14 protein-coding genes are annotated in these 16,828 nt (G+C 44.4%); 12 read left to right on the top strand and 2 right to left on the bottom strand.

All coding sequences use genetic code 11. From position 1 onward, the window contains the following. The first annotated feature begins 4 nt into the window (after window positions 1-4). Together SIO70_RS32185 and SIO70_RS32180 are read left to right on the top strand one after the other, a co-directional pair. The gene (locus SIO70_RS32185) at window positions 5-817 is read left to right on the top strand and encodes a HesA/MoeB/ThiF family protein (protein ID WP_320577871.1); all 813 of its coding nucleotides are present in this window, start codon (window positions 5-7) and stop codon (window positions 815-817) included. A gap of 11 nt (window positions 818-828) precedes the next feature. Further along, on the top strand, window positions 829-1,617 hold the full coding sequence (locus SIO70_RS32180) for an alpha/beta hydrolase (RefSeq protein WP_320577869.1): 789 nt from the start codon (window positions 829-831) through the stop codon (window positions 1,615-1,617). 132 nt (window positions 1,618-1,749) lie between these two features. On the opposite strand, the gene SIO70_RS32175 is transcribed toward SIO70_RS32180, so the two are convergent. After that, window positions 1,750-2,658 (bottom strand): LD-carboxypeptidase, encoded by a 909-nt coding sequence (locus SIO70_RS32175; protein ID WP_320577867.1) that lies wholly within the window; start codon window positions 2,656-2,658, stop codon window positions 1,750-1,752. Between the two features lie 155 nt (window positions 2,659-2,813). On the opposite strand from SIO70_RS32175, the gene metG reads away from it, so the two are divergent. From metG to lpxB, 7 genes are all read left to right on the top strand, one after another. Continuing rightward, window positions 2,814-4,874, top strand: a complete 2,061-nt coding sequence (gene metG, locus SIO70_RS32170; RefSeq protein WP_320577865.1) for a methionine--tRNA ligase — start codon at window positions 2,814-2,816, stop codon at window positions 4,872-4,874. A gap of 112 nt (window positions 4,875-4,986) precedes the next feature. Beyond that, on the top strand, window positions 4,987-7,386 hold the full coding sequence (locus SIO70_RS32165; protein ID WP_320577863.1) for a 3-hydroxyacyl-CoA dehydrogenase/enoyl-CoA hydratase family protein: 2,400 nt from the start codon (window positions 4,987-4,989) through the stop codon (window positions 7,384-7,386). 15 nt (window positions 7,387-7,401) lie between these two features. Then, complete coding sequence (locus SIO70_RS32160) at window positions 7,402-8,289, top strand: ABC transporter ATP-binding protein (RefSeq protein WP_320577862.1); 888 nt, start codon at window positions 7,402-7,404, stop codon at window positions 8,287-8,289. Window positions 8,290-8,293: 4 nt separating this feature from the next. Continuing rightward, window positions 8,294-9,073: an ABC transporter permease gene (locus tag SIO70_RS32155; protein ID WP_320577861.1), complete on the top strand. Its 780-nt coding sequence runs from the start codon at window positions 8,294-8,296 to the stop codon at window positions 9,071-9,073. Window positions 9,074-9,166: 93 nt separating this feature from the next. Beyond that, a complete protein-coding gene (gene surE / locus SIO70_RS32150) occupies window positions 9,167-9,937 on the top strand; it encodes a 5'/3'-nucleotidase SurE (RefSeq protein ID WP_320577860.1) in 771 nt (256 codons plus the stop codon). Between the two features lie 51 nt (window positions 9,938-9,988). Further along, window positions 9,989-10,294: a hypothetical protein gene (locus tag SIO70_RS32145; protein ID WP_320577858.1), complete on the top strand. Its 306-nt coding sequence runs from the start codon at window positions 9,989-9,991 to the stop codon at window positions 10,292-10,294. Window positions 10,295-10,390: 96 nt separating this feature from the next. Beyond that, on the top strand, window positions 10,391-11,500 hold the full coding sequence (lpxB, locus tag SIO70_RS32140) for a lipid-A-disaccharide synthase (protein WP_320577856.1): 1,110 nt from the start codon (window positions 10,391-10,393) through the stop codon (window positions 11,498-11,500). Between the two features lie 97 nt (window positions 11,501-11,597). Here lpxB and SIO70_RS32135 read toward each other — a convergent pair whose 3' ends face one another. After that, window positions 11,598-11,777, bottom strand: a complete 180-nt coding sequence (locus SIO70_RS32135; RefSeq protein WP_320577854.1) for a DUF6728 family protein — start codon at window positions 11,775-11,777, stop codon at window positions 11,598-11,600. Between the two features lie 40 nt (window positions 11,778-11,817). Between SIO70_RS32135 and SIO70_RS32130 the strand changes: the two genes are divergently transcribed. The 3 genes from SIO70_RS32130 (at window position 11,818) to SIO70_RS32120 (ending at window position 16,801) form a co-directional block, all read left to right on the top strand. After that, entirely contained in the window at window positions 11,818-14,352 is a 2,535-nt protein-coding gene (locus SIO70_RS32130) for a beta-mannosidase (RefSeq protein WP_320577852.1), read from the top strand. A 2-nt stretch (window positions 14,353-14,354) separates the two neighbouring features. Next, on the top strand, window positions 14,355-15,812 hold the full coding sequence (locus SIO70_RS32125; RefSeq protein WP_320577850.1) for an alpha-L-fucosidase: 1,458 nt from the start codon (window positions 14,355-14,357) through the stop codon (window positions 15,810-15,812). Window positions 15,813-16,099: 287 nt separating this feature from the next. Continuing rightward, entirely contained in the window at window positions 16,100-16,801 is a 702-nt protein-coding gene (locus tag SIO70_RS32120; protein WP_320577848.1) for a response regulator transcription factor, read from the top strand. Window positions 16,802-16,828 lie beyond the last annotated feature (27 nt).

The raw sequence follows: 16,828 nt of genomic DNA, 5'->3' as shown, positions 1-16,828 counted from the left end.
TTCAATGGCATTAATCGAAAAAGAATTAGCACATTTTAGATATCCCATAGCCGTTCCCGGTATGGGCACTGCTATGCAGGAAAAACTGAAGGAAAGCCGTATCCTGGTTGTAGGTGCGGGAGGTTTAGGTAGCCCGGTTATTCAATACCTGAGTGCAAGTGGTGTGGGTGTAATCGGCATTGCTGACTATGGTGTAATTACTGACGAAGATATGCATCGTCAGCCTATTTACCATATGCAGGATCTGCGTAAGCACAAGGCGAAGATGGCTGCCAGCCGTCTGTGGTCCAGCAATCCTTTTACTAAACATTATCCCCTGTTGTTGCAGGTGAAACCTGAAAATATCAACCAGTTGCTGGAAGGTATGGACCTCGTCATTGATTGTTCTCAACATATGCCGACTCACCTGGTGGTGAATGATGCCTGTATCGCAAAAGGTAAACCTTTTGTAATTGGCGAGGTACATAACTGGATCTCCTGGTGGGCTGGGTTTAATATCGCGCCATCCAGTGGTGATGCGGCAGCGTCTTACCGTTGCAATATTAACCTGATTGATGAATATACCAATTTTGATGCTGGTGCTATCGGTGTAACGCATGGCGCTACCGGTATGCTGATCGTAAATGAGGTATTGAAATACCTGGCCGGTGTACCCGATGGCCTGGCGAATAAACTTTATAGTATGGATTACCTCCATAACGTATACCAAACTCATACACTCAACCCCGATGCCGGGATCCTGGCTACTACCAAAGCCAATGGCCTGCTCACCGCAGAAGCTTATGGACTGGAATTAGTACCGGATATTGAAGACTAAATAAAACTTACATGTTTCGAAAGGTATTAACCTGGATCTTAGTGGTATATGTACTGGCTGGTGCACTCCTGTACTTTTTCCAGAAGAAACTGATCTTCCATCCGATTGTAACGGCAGCTGATGCTACCTATCATTTTGATGTGCCGTTTCAGGAGATGAATATCAGGGTGAATGACAAGACCACCATCAATGCGCTCCTTTTTAAAGCTGAACAGCCGAGAGGGATTGTGGTGTATTTTCATGGGAATGCACAGAATGTATCTTATTATGCTTACGTGAGTCAGTACTTTGCCAAACATGGGTATGAGGTGTTGATGATGGATTATCCTGGTTTTGGGAAGAGTACGGGTCCATTGACGGAAGATGATCTGTATGCGGATGCATTGCAGATGTACCAGGTGGCGAGGTCTCGATTTTCGCCGGATAGTATTATCATTTACGGCAGGTCTTTGGGAACAGGTATTGCTGCGCAACTGGCTAGTATCAGGGATTGTAAGCGACTTGTATTGGAGGCGCCTTATTATAACCTGACGGATATGGCGATGAAGATGGCGCCGATTTATCCTTATGGGTTTATGTTGAATTATAAGTTTCCGACGAATGAGTATTTGCAGAAAGTGACGGCGCCGGTTACGATTATTCATGGTACGGATGACAGGACGGTGCCTTATGAATCGGGGATGAAGTTGAAGGCGTATTTTAAGAAGGGGGATAGTTTTATTACGATTCCGGGTGCGGGGCATAATAATTTGAAGGAGTATCCGCTGTTTGGAAAGACGGTTGAAGGATTGGTGAAATAAATTATATAAATACACCAATAAAAAATGCTCCTGCCGAAGGCACGAGCATTTTTTATTGGTGTAAGGCCTGCGGCCGGCTTTTAAAGGAGCTAATGCAATAGCGGCCTGCTTTTATAGAAGTGCCCTTAAAATTTATGAACGGTCTATTAGTTTGCAGGTTTTTTCGCCGATTTGCAAATCATGCGTGACACCCAGTTTCAATGTATAATTTTCAGCAGTGTGACCTACCGGAAATCCATATGCCACCGGGTATTCATAATCCTTTACAATATTGCGTATAATCTCATATTCATTCTGACCGAAAGGCGTAGTTGTTTCCAAAGGGTCTGTAAAAGTACCCACTACTAAGCCCGCCAGTTTATCGAGCCAACCTGCTCTTTTCAGGTTGTGCATCATTCCATCTACTCTGTAGCGATATTCACCTACATCTTCCAGCACCAGGATTTTACCTTTGGTATCAGGTTGAGAAACGGTGCCAGACAGGTTGGACAGCAATGTGAGATTGCCACCAATGAGCTGGCCGGATGCTTTGCCAGTGCGGTTCAGGGCATGTGACTCAAAGCTGTACCTGTAGCTTTTTCCTCTCAGGGCCAGGCGCAGACTTTCTACATATACATTATCCACGGTTTCAGGGCGGATGCCGCTACACATCACAGAATGGAGGGTAGGGATACCATATTGCCGGTGAATATGTCCATGGAGGGCAGTCACATCGCTATAACCACATATCCATTTGGGATGCTTACGGAACTTCTTGAAATCCAACTGATCCAGCAGACAAATCATGCCATAACCACCACGGCCAAAGACGATCGCCTTGATTTCCGGATCATCCAGCATAGCCTGTAGCTCTTCCAGCCTCAGCTCATCAGGTGCGGAAAAGTTGTGAAAACTGGTGCCCACGGTTATACCCAGGTGTACACGGTATCCCCAGGAGGTGAGTACGCCAGCTGCATATTCTGCTGCCTGTAAATCCATTTTACTACTACTACAGGTGACGCCTATAAGGTCACCTTTTTTCAGATATGGAGGAATTTTCATTGTTCTACGCTTTAAGTTACCTTTGCAACCTGCGAATGACGAATTCGCGAGACAAGCCCCACTTTTTTTGCTGGGAGTTTTAACAGGGCTAAGTTGATAAATACTTTTCGCTCTTCCAAAAGGATAAAATAGATTTCAAGATTATTTCAGTTAACATGGCAAAATTTAACAGATATCTAATCACGGCTGCCCTGCCTTATGCCAACGGACCAGTTCATATTGGTCACCTGGCGGGTTGTTACCTCCCTGCTGATATCTATGTGCGCTACCTGCGTGCAAAGAAAGCAGACGTCAAATTCATTGGGGGCACCGATGAGCATGGAGTTCCCATTCTCATCAAAGCCCTGAAAGAAGGTGTAACGCCACAGGATATTGTGGACAAGTATCATAAGATCATTTCCGAAAGCTTTGCTGATATGGGCATCTCTTTTGATATCTTTTCCCGTACCACCAAACAGATCCATCATGAAACTGCTGCTGCCTTCTTTAAGAAGATGTACGACGATGGCCTGTTTGAAGAAAAGGAGACTGAACAATTCTATGACGATGTTGCCAAGGTATTCCTGGCTGACAGATATATAGTAGGTACCTGCCCTAAATGTGGTAATCCTAATGCATATGGTGACCAATGCGAACGCTGTGGTACTTCACTCAGTCCTGACGACCTGATTTCACCACGCTCTACCCTGAGTGATGCGGTGCCTGTGAAGAAAAAAACCAAACATTGGTACATGCCACTCCAAAACTATGAACCATTCCTGAAAAAGTGGTTGCTGGAAGGACATAAGGAGTGGAAAAACAATGTGTATGGTCAGTGTAAAAGCTGGCTGGACAGTGGTTTGCAGAGCCGCGCCATGACCCGTGACAGTGAGTGGGGCATCAAAGTTCCGCTGCCTGATGCAGAAGGAAAGGTATTGTACGTATGGTTCGATGCACCGATTGGGTACATCTCTGCCACCAAGGAACTGACGCCTAACTGGGAGGATTACTGGTGTAAAGAAGATTCAAAGCTGGTACACTTTATTGGAAAAGATAATATCGTATTCCACTGTATCATATTCCCATCCATGCTGAAAGCGCATGGCGGATTTGTATTGCCTGAGAATGTACCTGCGAATGAGTTCCTGAACATTGAAGGAGATAAGATCTCTACTTCACGTAACTGGGCGGTGTGGGTGCATGATTATGTGAAGGATTTTCCGGGCCAGGAAGATATTCTGCGTTATGTACTATGTGCGACTGCACCGGAGACGAAGGATAACGACTTTTCATGGAAAGATTTCCAGCAGCGTAATAATAGTGAGCTGACTGATATCTTTAGCAACTTTGTGAATCGTACTATGGTGCTGGTACACAAGTATAGCAAAGGTAAAGTGCCTCCTTTCCACCTGGATGTGAAGGATGAAACAGACGATAAATTGCTGAGCGATTTGCTGGAGTCCAAGAAGAAAATAGAAGAGTCACTGGAAAATTATCGTTTCAGGGAAGCGCTGGCAGAGGTGATCAATGTAGCCCGTAGTGGTAACGTTTACCTGCAAGGTAAGGCACCATGGAAGCTGGCAAAAGAACAGGAAGCTAATCAAAAACTGATTGACAATTGTCTGCATTTATGCTTACAGCTGACAGCTAACCTGGCTATCTTGTCCAATCCATTCATGCCTGGTACTGCCAAAAAGATCTGCCATATGCTGAAAGTGGTAGACCGCATGCTGGAATGGGAAAATGCAGGTAGCCTGAAACTGGTAAATACCGGTTATGCCATGCGTGAACCGCAATACCTGTTCACCAGAATTGAAGATGCTAAAATCCAGGAACAAGTGGAAAAATTACATGCTGGCTTAGTAAAGCCTGTTGAAGCAGCTCCTGCTGCAGAACCAGCTCCTGTAAAGGAAGATATTCAATACGACGATTTCGCTAAACTGGACCTCCGCGTAGGTACCATCGTTGAGGCAGAAAAAGTAAAGAAAGCAGATAAATTGCTGAAATTACTGGTAGATATCGGTACAGAAAAACGTACCGTGGTTTCCGGTATTGCCCTGCACTTTTCACCTGAAGAAATCATTGGCAAACAGGTAACACTGGTGGCCAACCTGGCTCCCCGCAAAATGAAGGGGATCGATAGCCAGGGTATGATCCTGATGGCAGAAGATGCAGGTGGGAAGCTCGTATTTGTAAATCCTGATGTGGAAACTGCACCAGGAAGTGAAGTGAGATAACATTTAATATGTAATAAGATAGATACCCTCCGGCTCATTACCGGAGGGTTTTTTGTTCGGGATATCGGCATAATATCCTATATTCATTTACCGATAAAAAATTACGCGTTCTATGAAAAGACACATCCATAAGGTGGCCGTTTTAGGTTCTGGCGTGATGGGTTCCCGTATTGCAGCTCATTTTGCCGGGATAGGCGTACAGGTATTGTTGCTGGATATAGCCCCCAAGGAACTCAATGATGCAGAAAAGGCCAAAGGTTTGTCCCTCGAAAGCAAAGCGGTAAGAAACCGTATTGTCAACGATGCCCTGCAGTCCACGTTAAAATCGAATCCTTCTCCTGTGTACACGAAGGAGGCGGTAAAACTGATTCGTACCGGAAACTTTACTGACGACATGTCCCAGATTGCCAACGTAGACTGGATCATTGAAGTTGTGGTAGAGAACCTGGACGTGAAGAAATCCGTTTTTGAGCAGGTGGAGAAATTCAGGAAACCGGGTACGTTGATTACGTCTAATACTTCCGGTATTCCTATTCACCTGATGGCGGAAGGCAGGAGTGAAGACTTCCAGAAACATTTCTGTGGTACTCACTTTTTTAACCCTCCCCGTTACCTGCGTTTACTTGAAATTATTCCTACCCCACATACAGATCCGGCCATCATCAGTTTCCTGATGGAGTACGGAGACCTGTACCTGGGCAAAACCACCGTACTCTGTAAGGATACGCCTGCCTTTATTGCAAATAGGGTAGGGGTATTTTCTATCATGGCCATTTTCCACATTATGCAGGAGATGGACCTGAATATTGATGAAGTAGATACACTCACTGGTCCTATCATCGGCAGACCAAAATCTGCTACTTTCCGTACTGCTGATGTGGTGGGGATTGATACCCTTGTGAAGGTGGCGAAAGGTGTAAAAGAAAATTGCCCGGATGATGAAGCCATCGACATTTTTGTGATTCCGCCATTCCTTGAAAAAGTTGTGGAAAATAAGTGGCTGGGTGATAAAACAGGGCAGGGTTTTTACAAAAAGACCAAAGGCGAAGGGGGCAAGGAGATCTTAACCCTGAACCTGAAAACCATGGAATATGGGCCAAAACAGCGACCCAAATTTGCCAGCCTGGAAGCGGCTAAACCCGTGGAAGATCTGAAGCAACGTCTGCGTATGCTGGCAGCGGCTACGGATAAGGCAGGACAGTTTTACCAGCAGTTTCACGCATTATTGTTTGCTTATATTTCCAATCGTCTCCCTGAAATAGCAGACGATCTGTATAAGGTAGATGATGCCATGAAAGCCGGCTTTGGCTGGGAGATTGGTGCTTTTGAAACCTGGGATCTGCTGGGTGTGGAAAAGACCCTGCAGGCGATGTCTGAAAAAGGTATCAAGGTAGCGAAGTGGGTGCAGGATATGCTGGCGAAAGGCATCAAACATTTCTACAAAGTAGAAAACGGTAAGAAATACTATTACGATATTACTACCCAGGATTATAAATTACTGCCTGGTGCAGAGACGTTCGTCATCCTCGAAAATCTCTCTGGCAATGTGGTGTGGAAAAACAGTGCATGTACCCTTTATGATATTGGTGATGGTATTGTGACCCTCGATTGGAAAACCAAGATGAACACGATCGGTGGGGAAGTGCTGGAAGGTGTGAATAAAGCAATTGATCGTGCGGAAAAAGATTTCCGTGGATTGATCTTAGCCAATGAAGGGGCGAATTTTTCTGCTGGTGCAAATGTGGGCATGATCTTCATGCTGGCGGCTGAGCAGGAATATGATGAGCTGGATATGGCAGTGAGATTGTTCCAGAAAACAACCATGCGGTTGCGCTATTCTTCCATTCCGACAATCGTGGCGCCACATGCGTTGACGTTAGGTGGTGGTTGTGAAATGTGTTTGCATGCAGATAAAGTACAGGCAGCTGCTGAATCCTATATCGGACTGGTAGAACTGGGTGTGGGCCTGATACCAGGTGGTGGCGGTACCAAAGAAATGACGGTGAGGGCCAGTGATGAATTTAAAGAAGGAAGAATTGAAGAAGAGCCACTTAAAGATCGTTTTATGGCGATCGCTATGGCGAAAGTAAGCACCTCCGGCAAAGAAGCTTTTGACCTGGGTATATTGAGAGCTGGGCATGACGAGATCACTATGAACCAGTCAAGGTTGATTGCAGATGCAAAGCGTAGTGTACTGCAAATAGCAGAAGAAGGATATACCCGTCCTATAGAACGAAAAGATATTAAAGTGCTGGGGCGTGGCGCCTTAGGCATGTTGCTGACAGGCATACATAGTATGCGGTTTGGTAATTATATCTCTGATCATGATTCAAAAATTGCCGGTAAACTGGCTTACGTGATGTGTGGTGGTGATCTGACAGAAGCCAGTGTAGTAAGCGAACAGTACCTGCTGGACCTGGAAAGAGAGGCATTTTTGAGCCTGGCGGGTGAACGAAAGACCCTGGAAAGATTGCAAAGTGTGATCAAAACCGGCAAACCCATACGGAATTAGCGCACCATTTAACTTATGTCTATACTTACACTTCGGAACATTTCAAAAAGATATGGTTCCCTACAAGCGCTGCGCGAGGTCTCCTTTGAGGTGCCTCGCGGCAGTGTTTTTGGTATTCTTGGTCCTAACGGAAGTGGCAAGACCACACTGTTAGGTATTGTGACGGATGTATTGAAGGCGGATACCGGGGACTTTACCTTGTTTGACCAGTTACCCACTGCAACGCAAAGGCGACAGATCGGCACTTTGCTGGAGACCCCCAACTTCTATCACTACCTGTCGGGGTTTAGGAATTTACAGATTACAGCTGCTGTGAAACAGCGGGATGAAAAGGACATTGCCCGGGTGCTGGAGATAGCGGGGTTAACTGCCCGGCAACATGCTGCATTCAAAACTTATTCCCTGGGCATGAAGCAACGGTTGGCCATTGCCAATACCCTGTTGGGAGACCCGGATGTACTGATCCTGGATGAACCTTCCAATGGTCTGGATCCTGCAGGGATTGCAGAAGTCAGGGGATTGATCAAACAATTGGCGCAATCGGGGAAGACCATTATTATGGCCAGTCACCTGCTGGATGAAGTGGAAAAGGTGTGTACCCATGTGGCTGTTTTGCAAAAAGGGAAGTTGCTGACATCAGGACCTGTGAATACGGTGATGGTGAGGGAGGATTTTGTGGAGATCGGGAGCAGTGATATGAATGGATTGGAGGTTTTAATCAGGCAGCATCCCATGTTTGGGAATTTGTCGATAGGGGATGGCGTGTTGCAGGTGTTTTTCAGCGGTGTTGTAGATCCCGGAGAGCTGAATAGCTGGCTGGCAGGTCAGGGCATCTGGCTCAATCATTTACAGGTAAGGAGGAAGAGTCTGGAATCAGCTTTCCTTGAAATGACACAAAACTGAAGTTATGCTGAACATAATTAGAATAGAGTGGCTGAAGGTAAAGAACTACCGGACATTCTGGATTTTACTGATACTGGCCATCATCGTGATCCCTGCTTCCAATATGATTGTGGCGGATGTGGCAAGCAGGATACCCAAGCAGGCAACAGATCTGCTGGGGAAGAACTTTTATGATTTCCCCGTGGTATGGCAGACGGTGGCGAATGTGAATAGCTTTACCTCTGTCATCTTTGGATTGCTGCTGGTGACGCTGGTAACAAATGAATTTTCTTACAAAACCCACCGGCAACTGGTGATTGACGGCTGGGAACGAATGGACCTGGTGTTGTCAAAGGTTTTCTGGGTGGTAGCCCTGTCCCTGATAGCGTTTGTGGTAAGTTTTATAACAGCGCTTGCTTTTGGCACTGCTTATAGCGCTTTTAATTTTAGCTTTGAGGGGGTACAGTTCCTGTTTTTCTATTTTTTGCAGGTGTTGGTGTCGTTGTCACTGGCTTTGTTGTTGGGTATGTTTATCAAGCGGTCCGGACTGGCCACGGTGATTTACCTGGGGTATGCCATGGTGCTGGAACAGTTGCTGACAGTGGGGGTGAAGCACTTTTTCGGTCCGATTGGGGGATTGTTGCCTTTGCAGGCGGGAGATGAGTTATTGCCTTTCCCTGTGGTGGATAAAGTGCTGCCAACCAGTACTGATTATAGTCATGGCGTGTACGAAATCACAATAATCCTGTACATCGCCCTGTTTATAGGAATAACATGCAGAAGGATGCTAAAGGTAGATTATTAAGAAATTAACATTCTTTGTCAAGGTAATATATTTAAGAATATTAAATTTGTTGTCAGAAGAGAATGAATATTAAGGATTAAAATAATTAATACAGTGGCGAAGAAGGAAAAGATCATCTTAGTGACAAATGACGATGGGGTTACGGCTCCGGGTATCAAAGCGTTGATAGAAGCGGTAAGACCGCTGGGTAAAGTAGTGGTGGTAGCGCCAGATAGCCCGCAATCGGGTAAAGGGCATGCGATCACGATCGGGGTACCTTTGAGACTGGATCCTGTGGATATTTTTGAAGGGATAGAGGCCTGGCAGTGTTCCGGTACGCCGGCGGATTGTGTAAAGCTGGCGAGGGATAAGATATTGCATGGATTACCGGATCTATGTGTGAGCGGTATTAATCATGGGGCGAACCATTCTATCAATGTCATCTATTCAGGTACTATGTCTGCCGCCATGGAAGCAGCGATAGAGGGTGTTCCATCAGTAGGGTTCTCTTACCTGGATTATAGTTTTGAAGCAGATTTCTCTTTGTGTAAGGAGGTGGCTTATTCCGTGGCAAAGCAGATGCTGGAATCAGCGTTACCAGGGGGAACACTGTTAAATGTGAATGTACCTATTGTGCAAAAGGCAGAGTTCAAAGGAGTGAAGGTGGTCAGGCAGGCAGATGCGAAATATGTGGAGACTTTTGATGAGAGAAGGGATCCGAGAGGGAAGAAGTATTACTGGCTGACGGGAGAATTTACAAACAGGGATAATGGAGATGATACGGATGTGTGGGCGTTGGCGAATAACTATGCGTCGCTGGTGCCTGTACAGTTTGATCTGACGGATTATAAAATGAAAAAAGAATTAGAGAAAATCTGGAAATAATAAGCATTAGCGCTAGAAAACCCAAATCACCGCACATTATAACAGTTATTTATGTTTAGAAAAGATAATCTTCCTTTGGGCATTATACTGGGGGTTTTTACCCCGGTTATTGCTTTTTTCCTGTACTATGTATTTTTTGTGATGATGCCTAGGCATATAAGCCTGGGAGAGTTCTTCACGATGATCAGTGATAACAAGCAGATGCAACCGAAGTTGATCAGTATTTGTTTGTTGTTGAATGGGCTGGTGTTTTATTTTTATACGAGGATCAGGAGGGATGTGACGGCGAAGGGGATTTTTCTGGTGACGATGTTGTATGCGATCCTGATTATATTATTGAAGATATTGCATGGGTAAGAAAAATTTAATTAAAATAAAAAGAACGGTTTCGCCATCAGGTGAAACCGTTCTTTTTTATGGCATATATTTGCCTCTGGCTGATTTAATGATAAAATGAAATATTACATAATAGCAGGTGAGGCCTCCGGCGACCTCCATGGCAGTAATCTGATCAAACAGTTAAAACAACTCGATACCCATGCGGATATCCGCTGTTGGGGCGGAGATCTGATGGCGCAAGCCGGGGGAACGGTTGTAAAGCATTATAAGGATCTCGCTTTCATGGGATTTATAGAGGTGGTGATGAACCTGCGTACTGTATTGCGTAATATGGAATGGTGCAAGGAGGATATTGCTGCTTATCAGCCAGATGTATTAGTATTGATTGACTATGCTGGTTTCAACCTGCGTATTGCAGAGTGGGCGAAGCCTTTAGGGTATAAGATTGTTTTCTATATTTCTCCGCAGGTATGGGCCTGGAAGGAGAACAGGGTGAAGAAGATCAAGAAATCCGTTGATAAAATGCTTTGTATCCTGCCTTTTGAGCAGGACTTTTACAACAAATGGGCGTACCCTGTTGAATATGTAGGTCACCCATTGGTAGAGGTGGTCAAAGCGGCCAAAGATGCACCGGCAGAGCCGGCAATTGCTGGTAAACCTATCATTGCGATATTGCCGGGGAGCAGAAGACAGGAGGTGAGTGTGAAGTTGCCGATTATGTTGACGATGGCAAAGCATTTTCCCCAGTATCAGTTTGTGGTGGCGCAGGCGCCTAGTCTGGATGATGCATTTATGCAGGGGTTGACAGGTGCACATCCAAATGTATCAACAGTAAAAAATCAAACCTATGCCTTGTTAAGACAGGCGAAGGCAGCATTGGTCACTTCGGGGACAGCTACACTGGAAACAGCCTTGTTCGGTGTGCCGGAGGTGGTATGTTATAAAGGAAGTGCTGTTTCGTATTTCTTTGCCAAGCGGCTGATTAAAGTAAAATATATTTCACTGGTGAATCTTGTGATGGATAAACCGGTTGTAACAGAGTTAATTCAACATGACCTGACAGAGGCGAACCTGCTCAGGGAGTTGACGTTATTGCTGGAGGATGCTACTACCCGCCAGCGGATTGAAGAAGATTATAGCCAGCTCTGGACTAAGTTAGGGGAGAAGAAGGCGAGCAGGAGGACTGCTGAGGTCATAGTGGAAGAGGCGAAGAAAGGGAAATAGCGGTTAAGGCCGTACAGTCAATGTACTTCGGGCAGGTAGTCGTTTTACTACATGCAAGCAATGTATCTGCAATATGCGGGAAGGGAAGGGGATTTGCTTAGTGATGATGCCTGAAAAAAATCATCTTAATCGCGAATACAATTAATGCTAAAAGGAAGACCAGGATAGAAATCCGGTTCATGCCGTGCATGAGTTTTACACTTGTCGTATTCGGCGAGGTTGTATCTTTTTTACCTATGTAGAGATAACGGAGTATTTGTTGCCATATGCTTTTCATGCAACAAAGATAAGTTCAAAAACAATAATCAATTTCAATAATGAGACGTTATGTGAATATTGCCTGCCTGTGCCTGCTTACGGCTACAGCAGGCGCACAGTCTTTCCGGCAAATTGAACTAAACAAAGACTGGAAATTCTCAAGCACTGACGACACTGCATGGCGCTCTGCCACCGTGCCAGGTACCGTCCACACAGACCTGATGGCCCACCATCTCATTCCTGATCCCTACGTTGGCATGAATGAGAAGTCGGTACAATGGGTGGATAAGAAAAACTGGCAATACCAGACCTCTTTTACTGTAACAAAAGATATGTTACAGCACGACTGGCTCGCGCTGGATTTCAAAGGTCTGGATACTTATGCAGCTATCTTCATCAATGGCGATTCTATTGCTACCAGTTCCAATATGTTTGTACCACTTAAGGTACAAATCAAACAAAAGGTAAAAGAAGGGAACAATACCTTGCGTCTTGTTTTCTACAGTCCAATCAGGCATGATATGAACAACTTCCTGAATGATGATGTGATCTATCCTGCCGGTAATGATGCGAGTGATATTCCTTTGAGTGTATATGCGAGAAAAGCACCTTATCATTATGGATGGGACTGGGGTCCAAGATTAGTGACATCAGGTATCTGGCGGCCTGTGTACCTGGAATATGGAGATAAAGTAAGTATTGAAGATGTATATCTTCAGCAAAAACAACTGACTGATAAATCAGCGGTGATACTGGCGAAACTGAAGTTCCAGACAGCTGCAAAAAAGAAGTACGCTATTAAAATAGAAAGCCCTGACAAGCTTTTTTCCACCATTAATAAACCATTCGAAGGAGATACGCTATCTGCCTTTTTCACCATCTCAAACCCACGTCGCTGGTGGCCTAACGGATTAGGCGATCCTTACTTATATAAAGTGAAGGTATCTCTCTACGATGGAAAAGAATTGTTACAAACACGTGCATTGAACATTGGTCTACGCACGATAGAAGTGGTGAATAAACCAGACAGCATGGGTGTGAGCTTTTATGTAAAAGTGAATGGGCGGCCAGTATTTATGAAAGGAGCTGATTACATTCCGTTGGATAACTTCCTGCCACGGGTTACTACAGAAAGATATGCAAAGCTGTTCAATGATATGAAGGTGTCCAATTTCAACATGGTTCGTGTGTGGGGTGGTGGAATTTATGAAGATGACCGCTTCTATGACTTCGCAGACAGATATGGTATACTGGTATGGCAGGATTTACTCTTTGCCTGTTCAACATATCCTACATCAAAAATTCTGAAAAGTGTGGAAGCAGAACTGGGTGCTAACATTACCCGTCTACGCAATCATCCTTCCCTTGCACTTTGGTGTGGTAATAATGAGATAGGAGTTGCGATTGATCATTGGGGTTGGAAAGAAGGGTATGGATATACAGAGAAACAATGGGCAGATATGAGAGCCGGGTATGATGAACTCTTCAAAGTGCAGCTACCAAAAATCATTCAGCAATATGATGCAGACAGATTTTATTTTCCATCATCACCTATTAGCAACTGGGGTACCAAAGAAGATTTCACGATTGGAGATAATCACTATTGGGGTGTGTGGCATGGTATGGAATGGTTCGAAGCTTTTGAAGAACATATTCCAAGGTTTATGAGTGAATATGGTTTTCAGTCTTTCCCTGATATCCAGACAGTAAAGAGGTTTACATCAGCGCAGGATAGAGACATTTATTCTCCTGTGATGTTATCACACCAAAAGAGTTTCAGCAGGGGGAATGCTGCCATCAGGACTTATCTTTTACATTACTATAAAGAACCTGCAAATTTTGAATCCTTCCTGTATGTGAATCATGTGTTGCAGGCAGAAGGCATGAAAATGGGTATCGAAGCGCATCGCAGGGCCATGCCATTTTGTATGGGTACGCTGTACTGGCAGTTAGATGATTGTTGGCCTGGCCCATCCTGGTCAGGTATTGATTATTACGGTCGCTGGAAAGCCATGCAGTTCTTTGTAAAGAAAGCATATGCACCTTTGTTAGTGAGCAATACCGTAAAAAATGGTAAATTAAAGACGTATCTTATTTCTGATGAAATAAAAGACTGTAAGGCAAAACTGGAAATGAAACTGATGGACTTTGGCGGCAGGATTTTGTGGGAAAAATCAATGGATGTTAATATAGAAAGTAACAAAAGTACCGTTGCTCACGAGATACCATTAAACACTATTTTGCAGCCGGCAGATACCGGAAAGGTAATTTTCTATACGAAAGTGGTAAATAGTGATAAGTTATTAAGTGATAATGTATATTATTTTGCTAAAACCAAAGATCTGATATTACCGGACCCGGGATTGAAAATAGAAGTGGCGAAGGATGATACCCTGGATTTCCATATTTTGGTAACGGCGACTCAACTCGCAAAAAACGTATACCTGCAATGTGAAGATCCGGAATTGACTTTTAGCGATAACTATTTTGATCTGCTGCCTGGCCAGACGAAGGATATATGGCTCAACAAATTAGCGCCTCCGCTGATGGATAAGATAAAGGTTATAAGTCTCAGAGATACATTTAAAAATTAAACATGCGAAAACTTTGTATGCTTTTAAGCAGCGCACTACTGGTAATAGGTTCAGCCAGTGCGCAGCGCCAGGAAATTCCACCCTACATCCCACCTACAGACAAAGCCGTTCAACAGAACCTGGAAGAGTGGTCTGACTGGAAATTCGGTATGCTGATCCATTGGGGGGCATATTCTCAAATGGGTATTGTAGAATCATGGAGCATCTGTCCTGAAGATGAAGGATGGACACAACGCCAGCCATATGGCATCCCATACTATGACTATGTAAAGAAGTATGAAGAACTGGGTAAAACTTTCAATCCAACAAAGTTTGACCCTTCCAAATGGGCTAAAGCAGCAAAGGATGCGGGTATGAAATACGTAGTATTCACTACCAAGCACCACGACGGGTACTGTATGTTTGATACCAAACAAACCGATTACAAAGTATCCAATCCAAACTTTGCATTCGGAAAAGATCCCCGTTCAAACATTGCCAAAGAAGTATTTGAAGCTTTCCGCAAAGAAGGTTTGCACGCAGGTGCTTACTTCTCCAAACCTGACTGGCATAGCCAGGACTATTGGTGGTCTTACTTCCCGCCGAAAGACAGGCATGTAAACTATGATGTAAGCAAATATCCTGATCGCTGGAAAGCTTTCCGTCAATATACCTACAACCAGATCGAAGAACTGATGACAGGGTATGGCAAAATTGACATCCTGTGGTTAGATGGTGGTTGGGTACGTCCTCGTAAACAGGATAAAAAATCTGCTGCAGACATTACCGCCGCAGAAACCGGTGAAAAAGTGATCAAGCAGGATGAAGATATTGACATGGATGGTATTGCGGCAATGGCGCGTACTCACCAGCCAGGTCTGATCGTGGTAGACCGCGAGGTACATGGTCCGAACGAAAACTATCGTACACCAGAGCAGCAGATTCCTGATAAACCACTGGATTACCCATGGGAAACCTGTATGACGATGGCGAATAGCTGGTCTTATGTACCGAACGATCATTACAAATCTGTGAATGAACTGATCCATCACCTGATCGACATTGTGGCAAAAGGGGGGAACTACCTGCTGAACGTAGGTCCGGGTCCTGATGGTCAGTTGCACGACGAGGCGTATACGACCATGACGGCTATTGGGGCATGGATGCATGTAAATGGGGATGCGATCTATGCCACAAAATCTGTTGCTCCGTATAAAGATGGAAAAGTATGTTTTACACGGAAGAAAGACGGCAGTGTATATGCGATATATATGCTGGATAAAGATGAGGAATTGCCTGCTACCATTGCATTCAGGGGGTTGACACCTGCTAAAGGTGCTAAGCTGGAAATGCTGGGTGCGAAAGAAAAACTGAGCTGGAAAGCAACTGGTGATATTACCACTATCAAGATCCCGGCTGCTTTACAGAAAAAAGGTTTTCAGCATGCTGTAGCGATCAGAATTTCTGCAGTTGCATCCTGAGCTGGATAAAAAATACATTAAAAAAATGGCTGCCGGTGAACTGGCAGCCATTTTTTTTGTTAATATGAGTAATAACATATAATAAATTCGATAATTAAAATACCATTTTGAGTAACCCTAATTCAAAACCGTTACATCTATTGTCTTGAACGAGTATTTCTGATCAATAACTTCTTATTAACTAAATTCAAAAGTTAATTCAGCAATATTGTAAAAATTTGGAAGTAGAAAAAGGGTACAAGCAGTTTTGTTAACGACCTAAATTGTAACGGGGAAAACTTTTACGTATGGAGAGTAATGTATCGATCCTTCTTGCAGAAGACGATTATCACTACGGAAACGTAGTTAAAAAACATCTGGAACAGGCAGGTTATCATGTGGTGCATTGCTTTGATGGGGAGGTCGCCTGGAAAAAATTTCAGAGAGATGATTTTGATCTGGTCATATTAGATGTCCTCATGCCTAAGAGGGATGGTTTTTCGCTCGCGCAGGACATTCGTAAGCGGAATGGGATGATTCCTATTATATTTATTTCTTCGCGTTCACTGGACGAAGATCGATTGCACGGTTTCCGGATCGGGGGAGACGATTATATCGTAAAGCCGTTTAGCATGCGGGAACTGGTGATGCGCATCCGGGTATTTTTGCGCAGGACATTGCCCAAGGACATTCCGGGGGATGGCATTTACCGCATTGGGCATGTGCGTTTTAATTACGACGAAAAAGAACTCACCAAAGAAGATGGAGAAACCATCGCAGCACTGACCAAAAAAGAGGCGAAAGTGTTGAAGTACCTGGTGGAAAATAGCAATAAGCTGGTCAAGCGCGATGAAATATTATTGAAAGTTTGGGGCAACAGTAGTTTCTTCTCCAGTCGAAGTATGGATGTATTCATCACCCGACTACGCAAGCATTTTAAGATGGAACCGGGCATCGATTTAGAGACGTTGCACAATGTGGGCATCCGGCTAAACATACCAAAAGACTGATCACAATATCAAGGGAGTACGTCTGTC

Source organism: Chitinophaga sancti (assembly GCF_034087045.1).
GTDB lineage: Bacteria > Bacteroidota > Bacteroidia > Chitinophagales > Chitinophagaceae > Chitinophaga > Chitinophaga sancti_B.
Note: the sequence above shows the minus strand (reverse complement) of the source record. Positions and strands in the feature narration are given on the sequence as shown.

Bases quoted from the DNA above. Each gene is read 5' to 3' on its own strand.
- SIO70_RS32185 (WP_320577871.1), top strand. From the start codon at position 5: ATGGCATTAATCGAAAAAGAATTAGCACATTTTAGATATCCCATAGCC.
- SIO70_RS32180 (WP_320577869.1), top strand. From the start codon at position 829: ATGTTTCGAAAGGTATTAACCTGGATCTTAGTGGTATATGTACTGGCT.
- SIO70_RS32175 (WP_320577867.1), bottom strand. From the start codon at position 2,658: ATGAAAATTCCTCCATATCTGAAAAAAGGTGACCTTATAGGCGTCACC.
- metG (WP_320577865.1), top strand. From the start codon at position 2,814: ATGGCAAAATTTAACAGATATCTAATCACGGCTGCCCTGCCTTATGCC.
- SIO70_RS32165 (WP_320577863.1), top strand. From the start codon at position 4,987: ATGAAAAGACACATCCATAAGGTGGCCGTTTTAGGTTCTGGCGTGATG.
- SIO70_RS32160 (WP_320577862.1), top strand. From the start codon at position 7,402: ATGTCTATACTTACACTTCGGAACATTTCAAAAAGATATGGTTCCCTA.
- SIO70_RS32155 (WP_320577861.1), top strand. From the start codon at position 8,294: ATGCTGAACATAATTAGAATAGAGTGGCTGAAGGTAAAGAACTACCGG.
- SIO70_RS32145 (WP_320577858.1), top strand. From the start codon at position 9,989: ATGTTTAGAAAAGATAATCTTCCTTTGGGCATTATACTGGGGGTTTTT.
- lpxB (WP_320577856.1), top strand. From the start codon at position 10,391: ATGAAATATTACATAATAGCAGGTGAGGCCTCCGGCGACCTCCATGGC.
- SIO70_RS32135 (WP_320577854.1), bottom strand. From the start codon at position 11,777: ATGAAAAGCATATGGCAACAAATACTCCGTTATCTCTACATAGGTAAA.
- SIO70_RS32130 (WP_320577852.1), top strand. From the start codon at position 11,818: ATGAGACGTTATGTGAATATTGCCTGCCTGTGCCTGCTTACGGCTACA.
- SIO70_RS32125 (WP_320577850.1), top strand. From the start codon at position 14,355: ATGCGAAAACTTTGTATGCTTTTAAGCAGCGCACTACTGGTAATAGGT.
- SIO70_RS32120 (WP_320577848.1), top strand. From the start codon at position 16,100: ATGGAGAGTAATGTATCGATCCTTCTTGCAGAAGACGATTATCACTAC.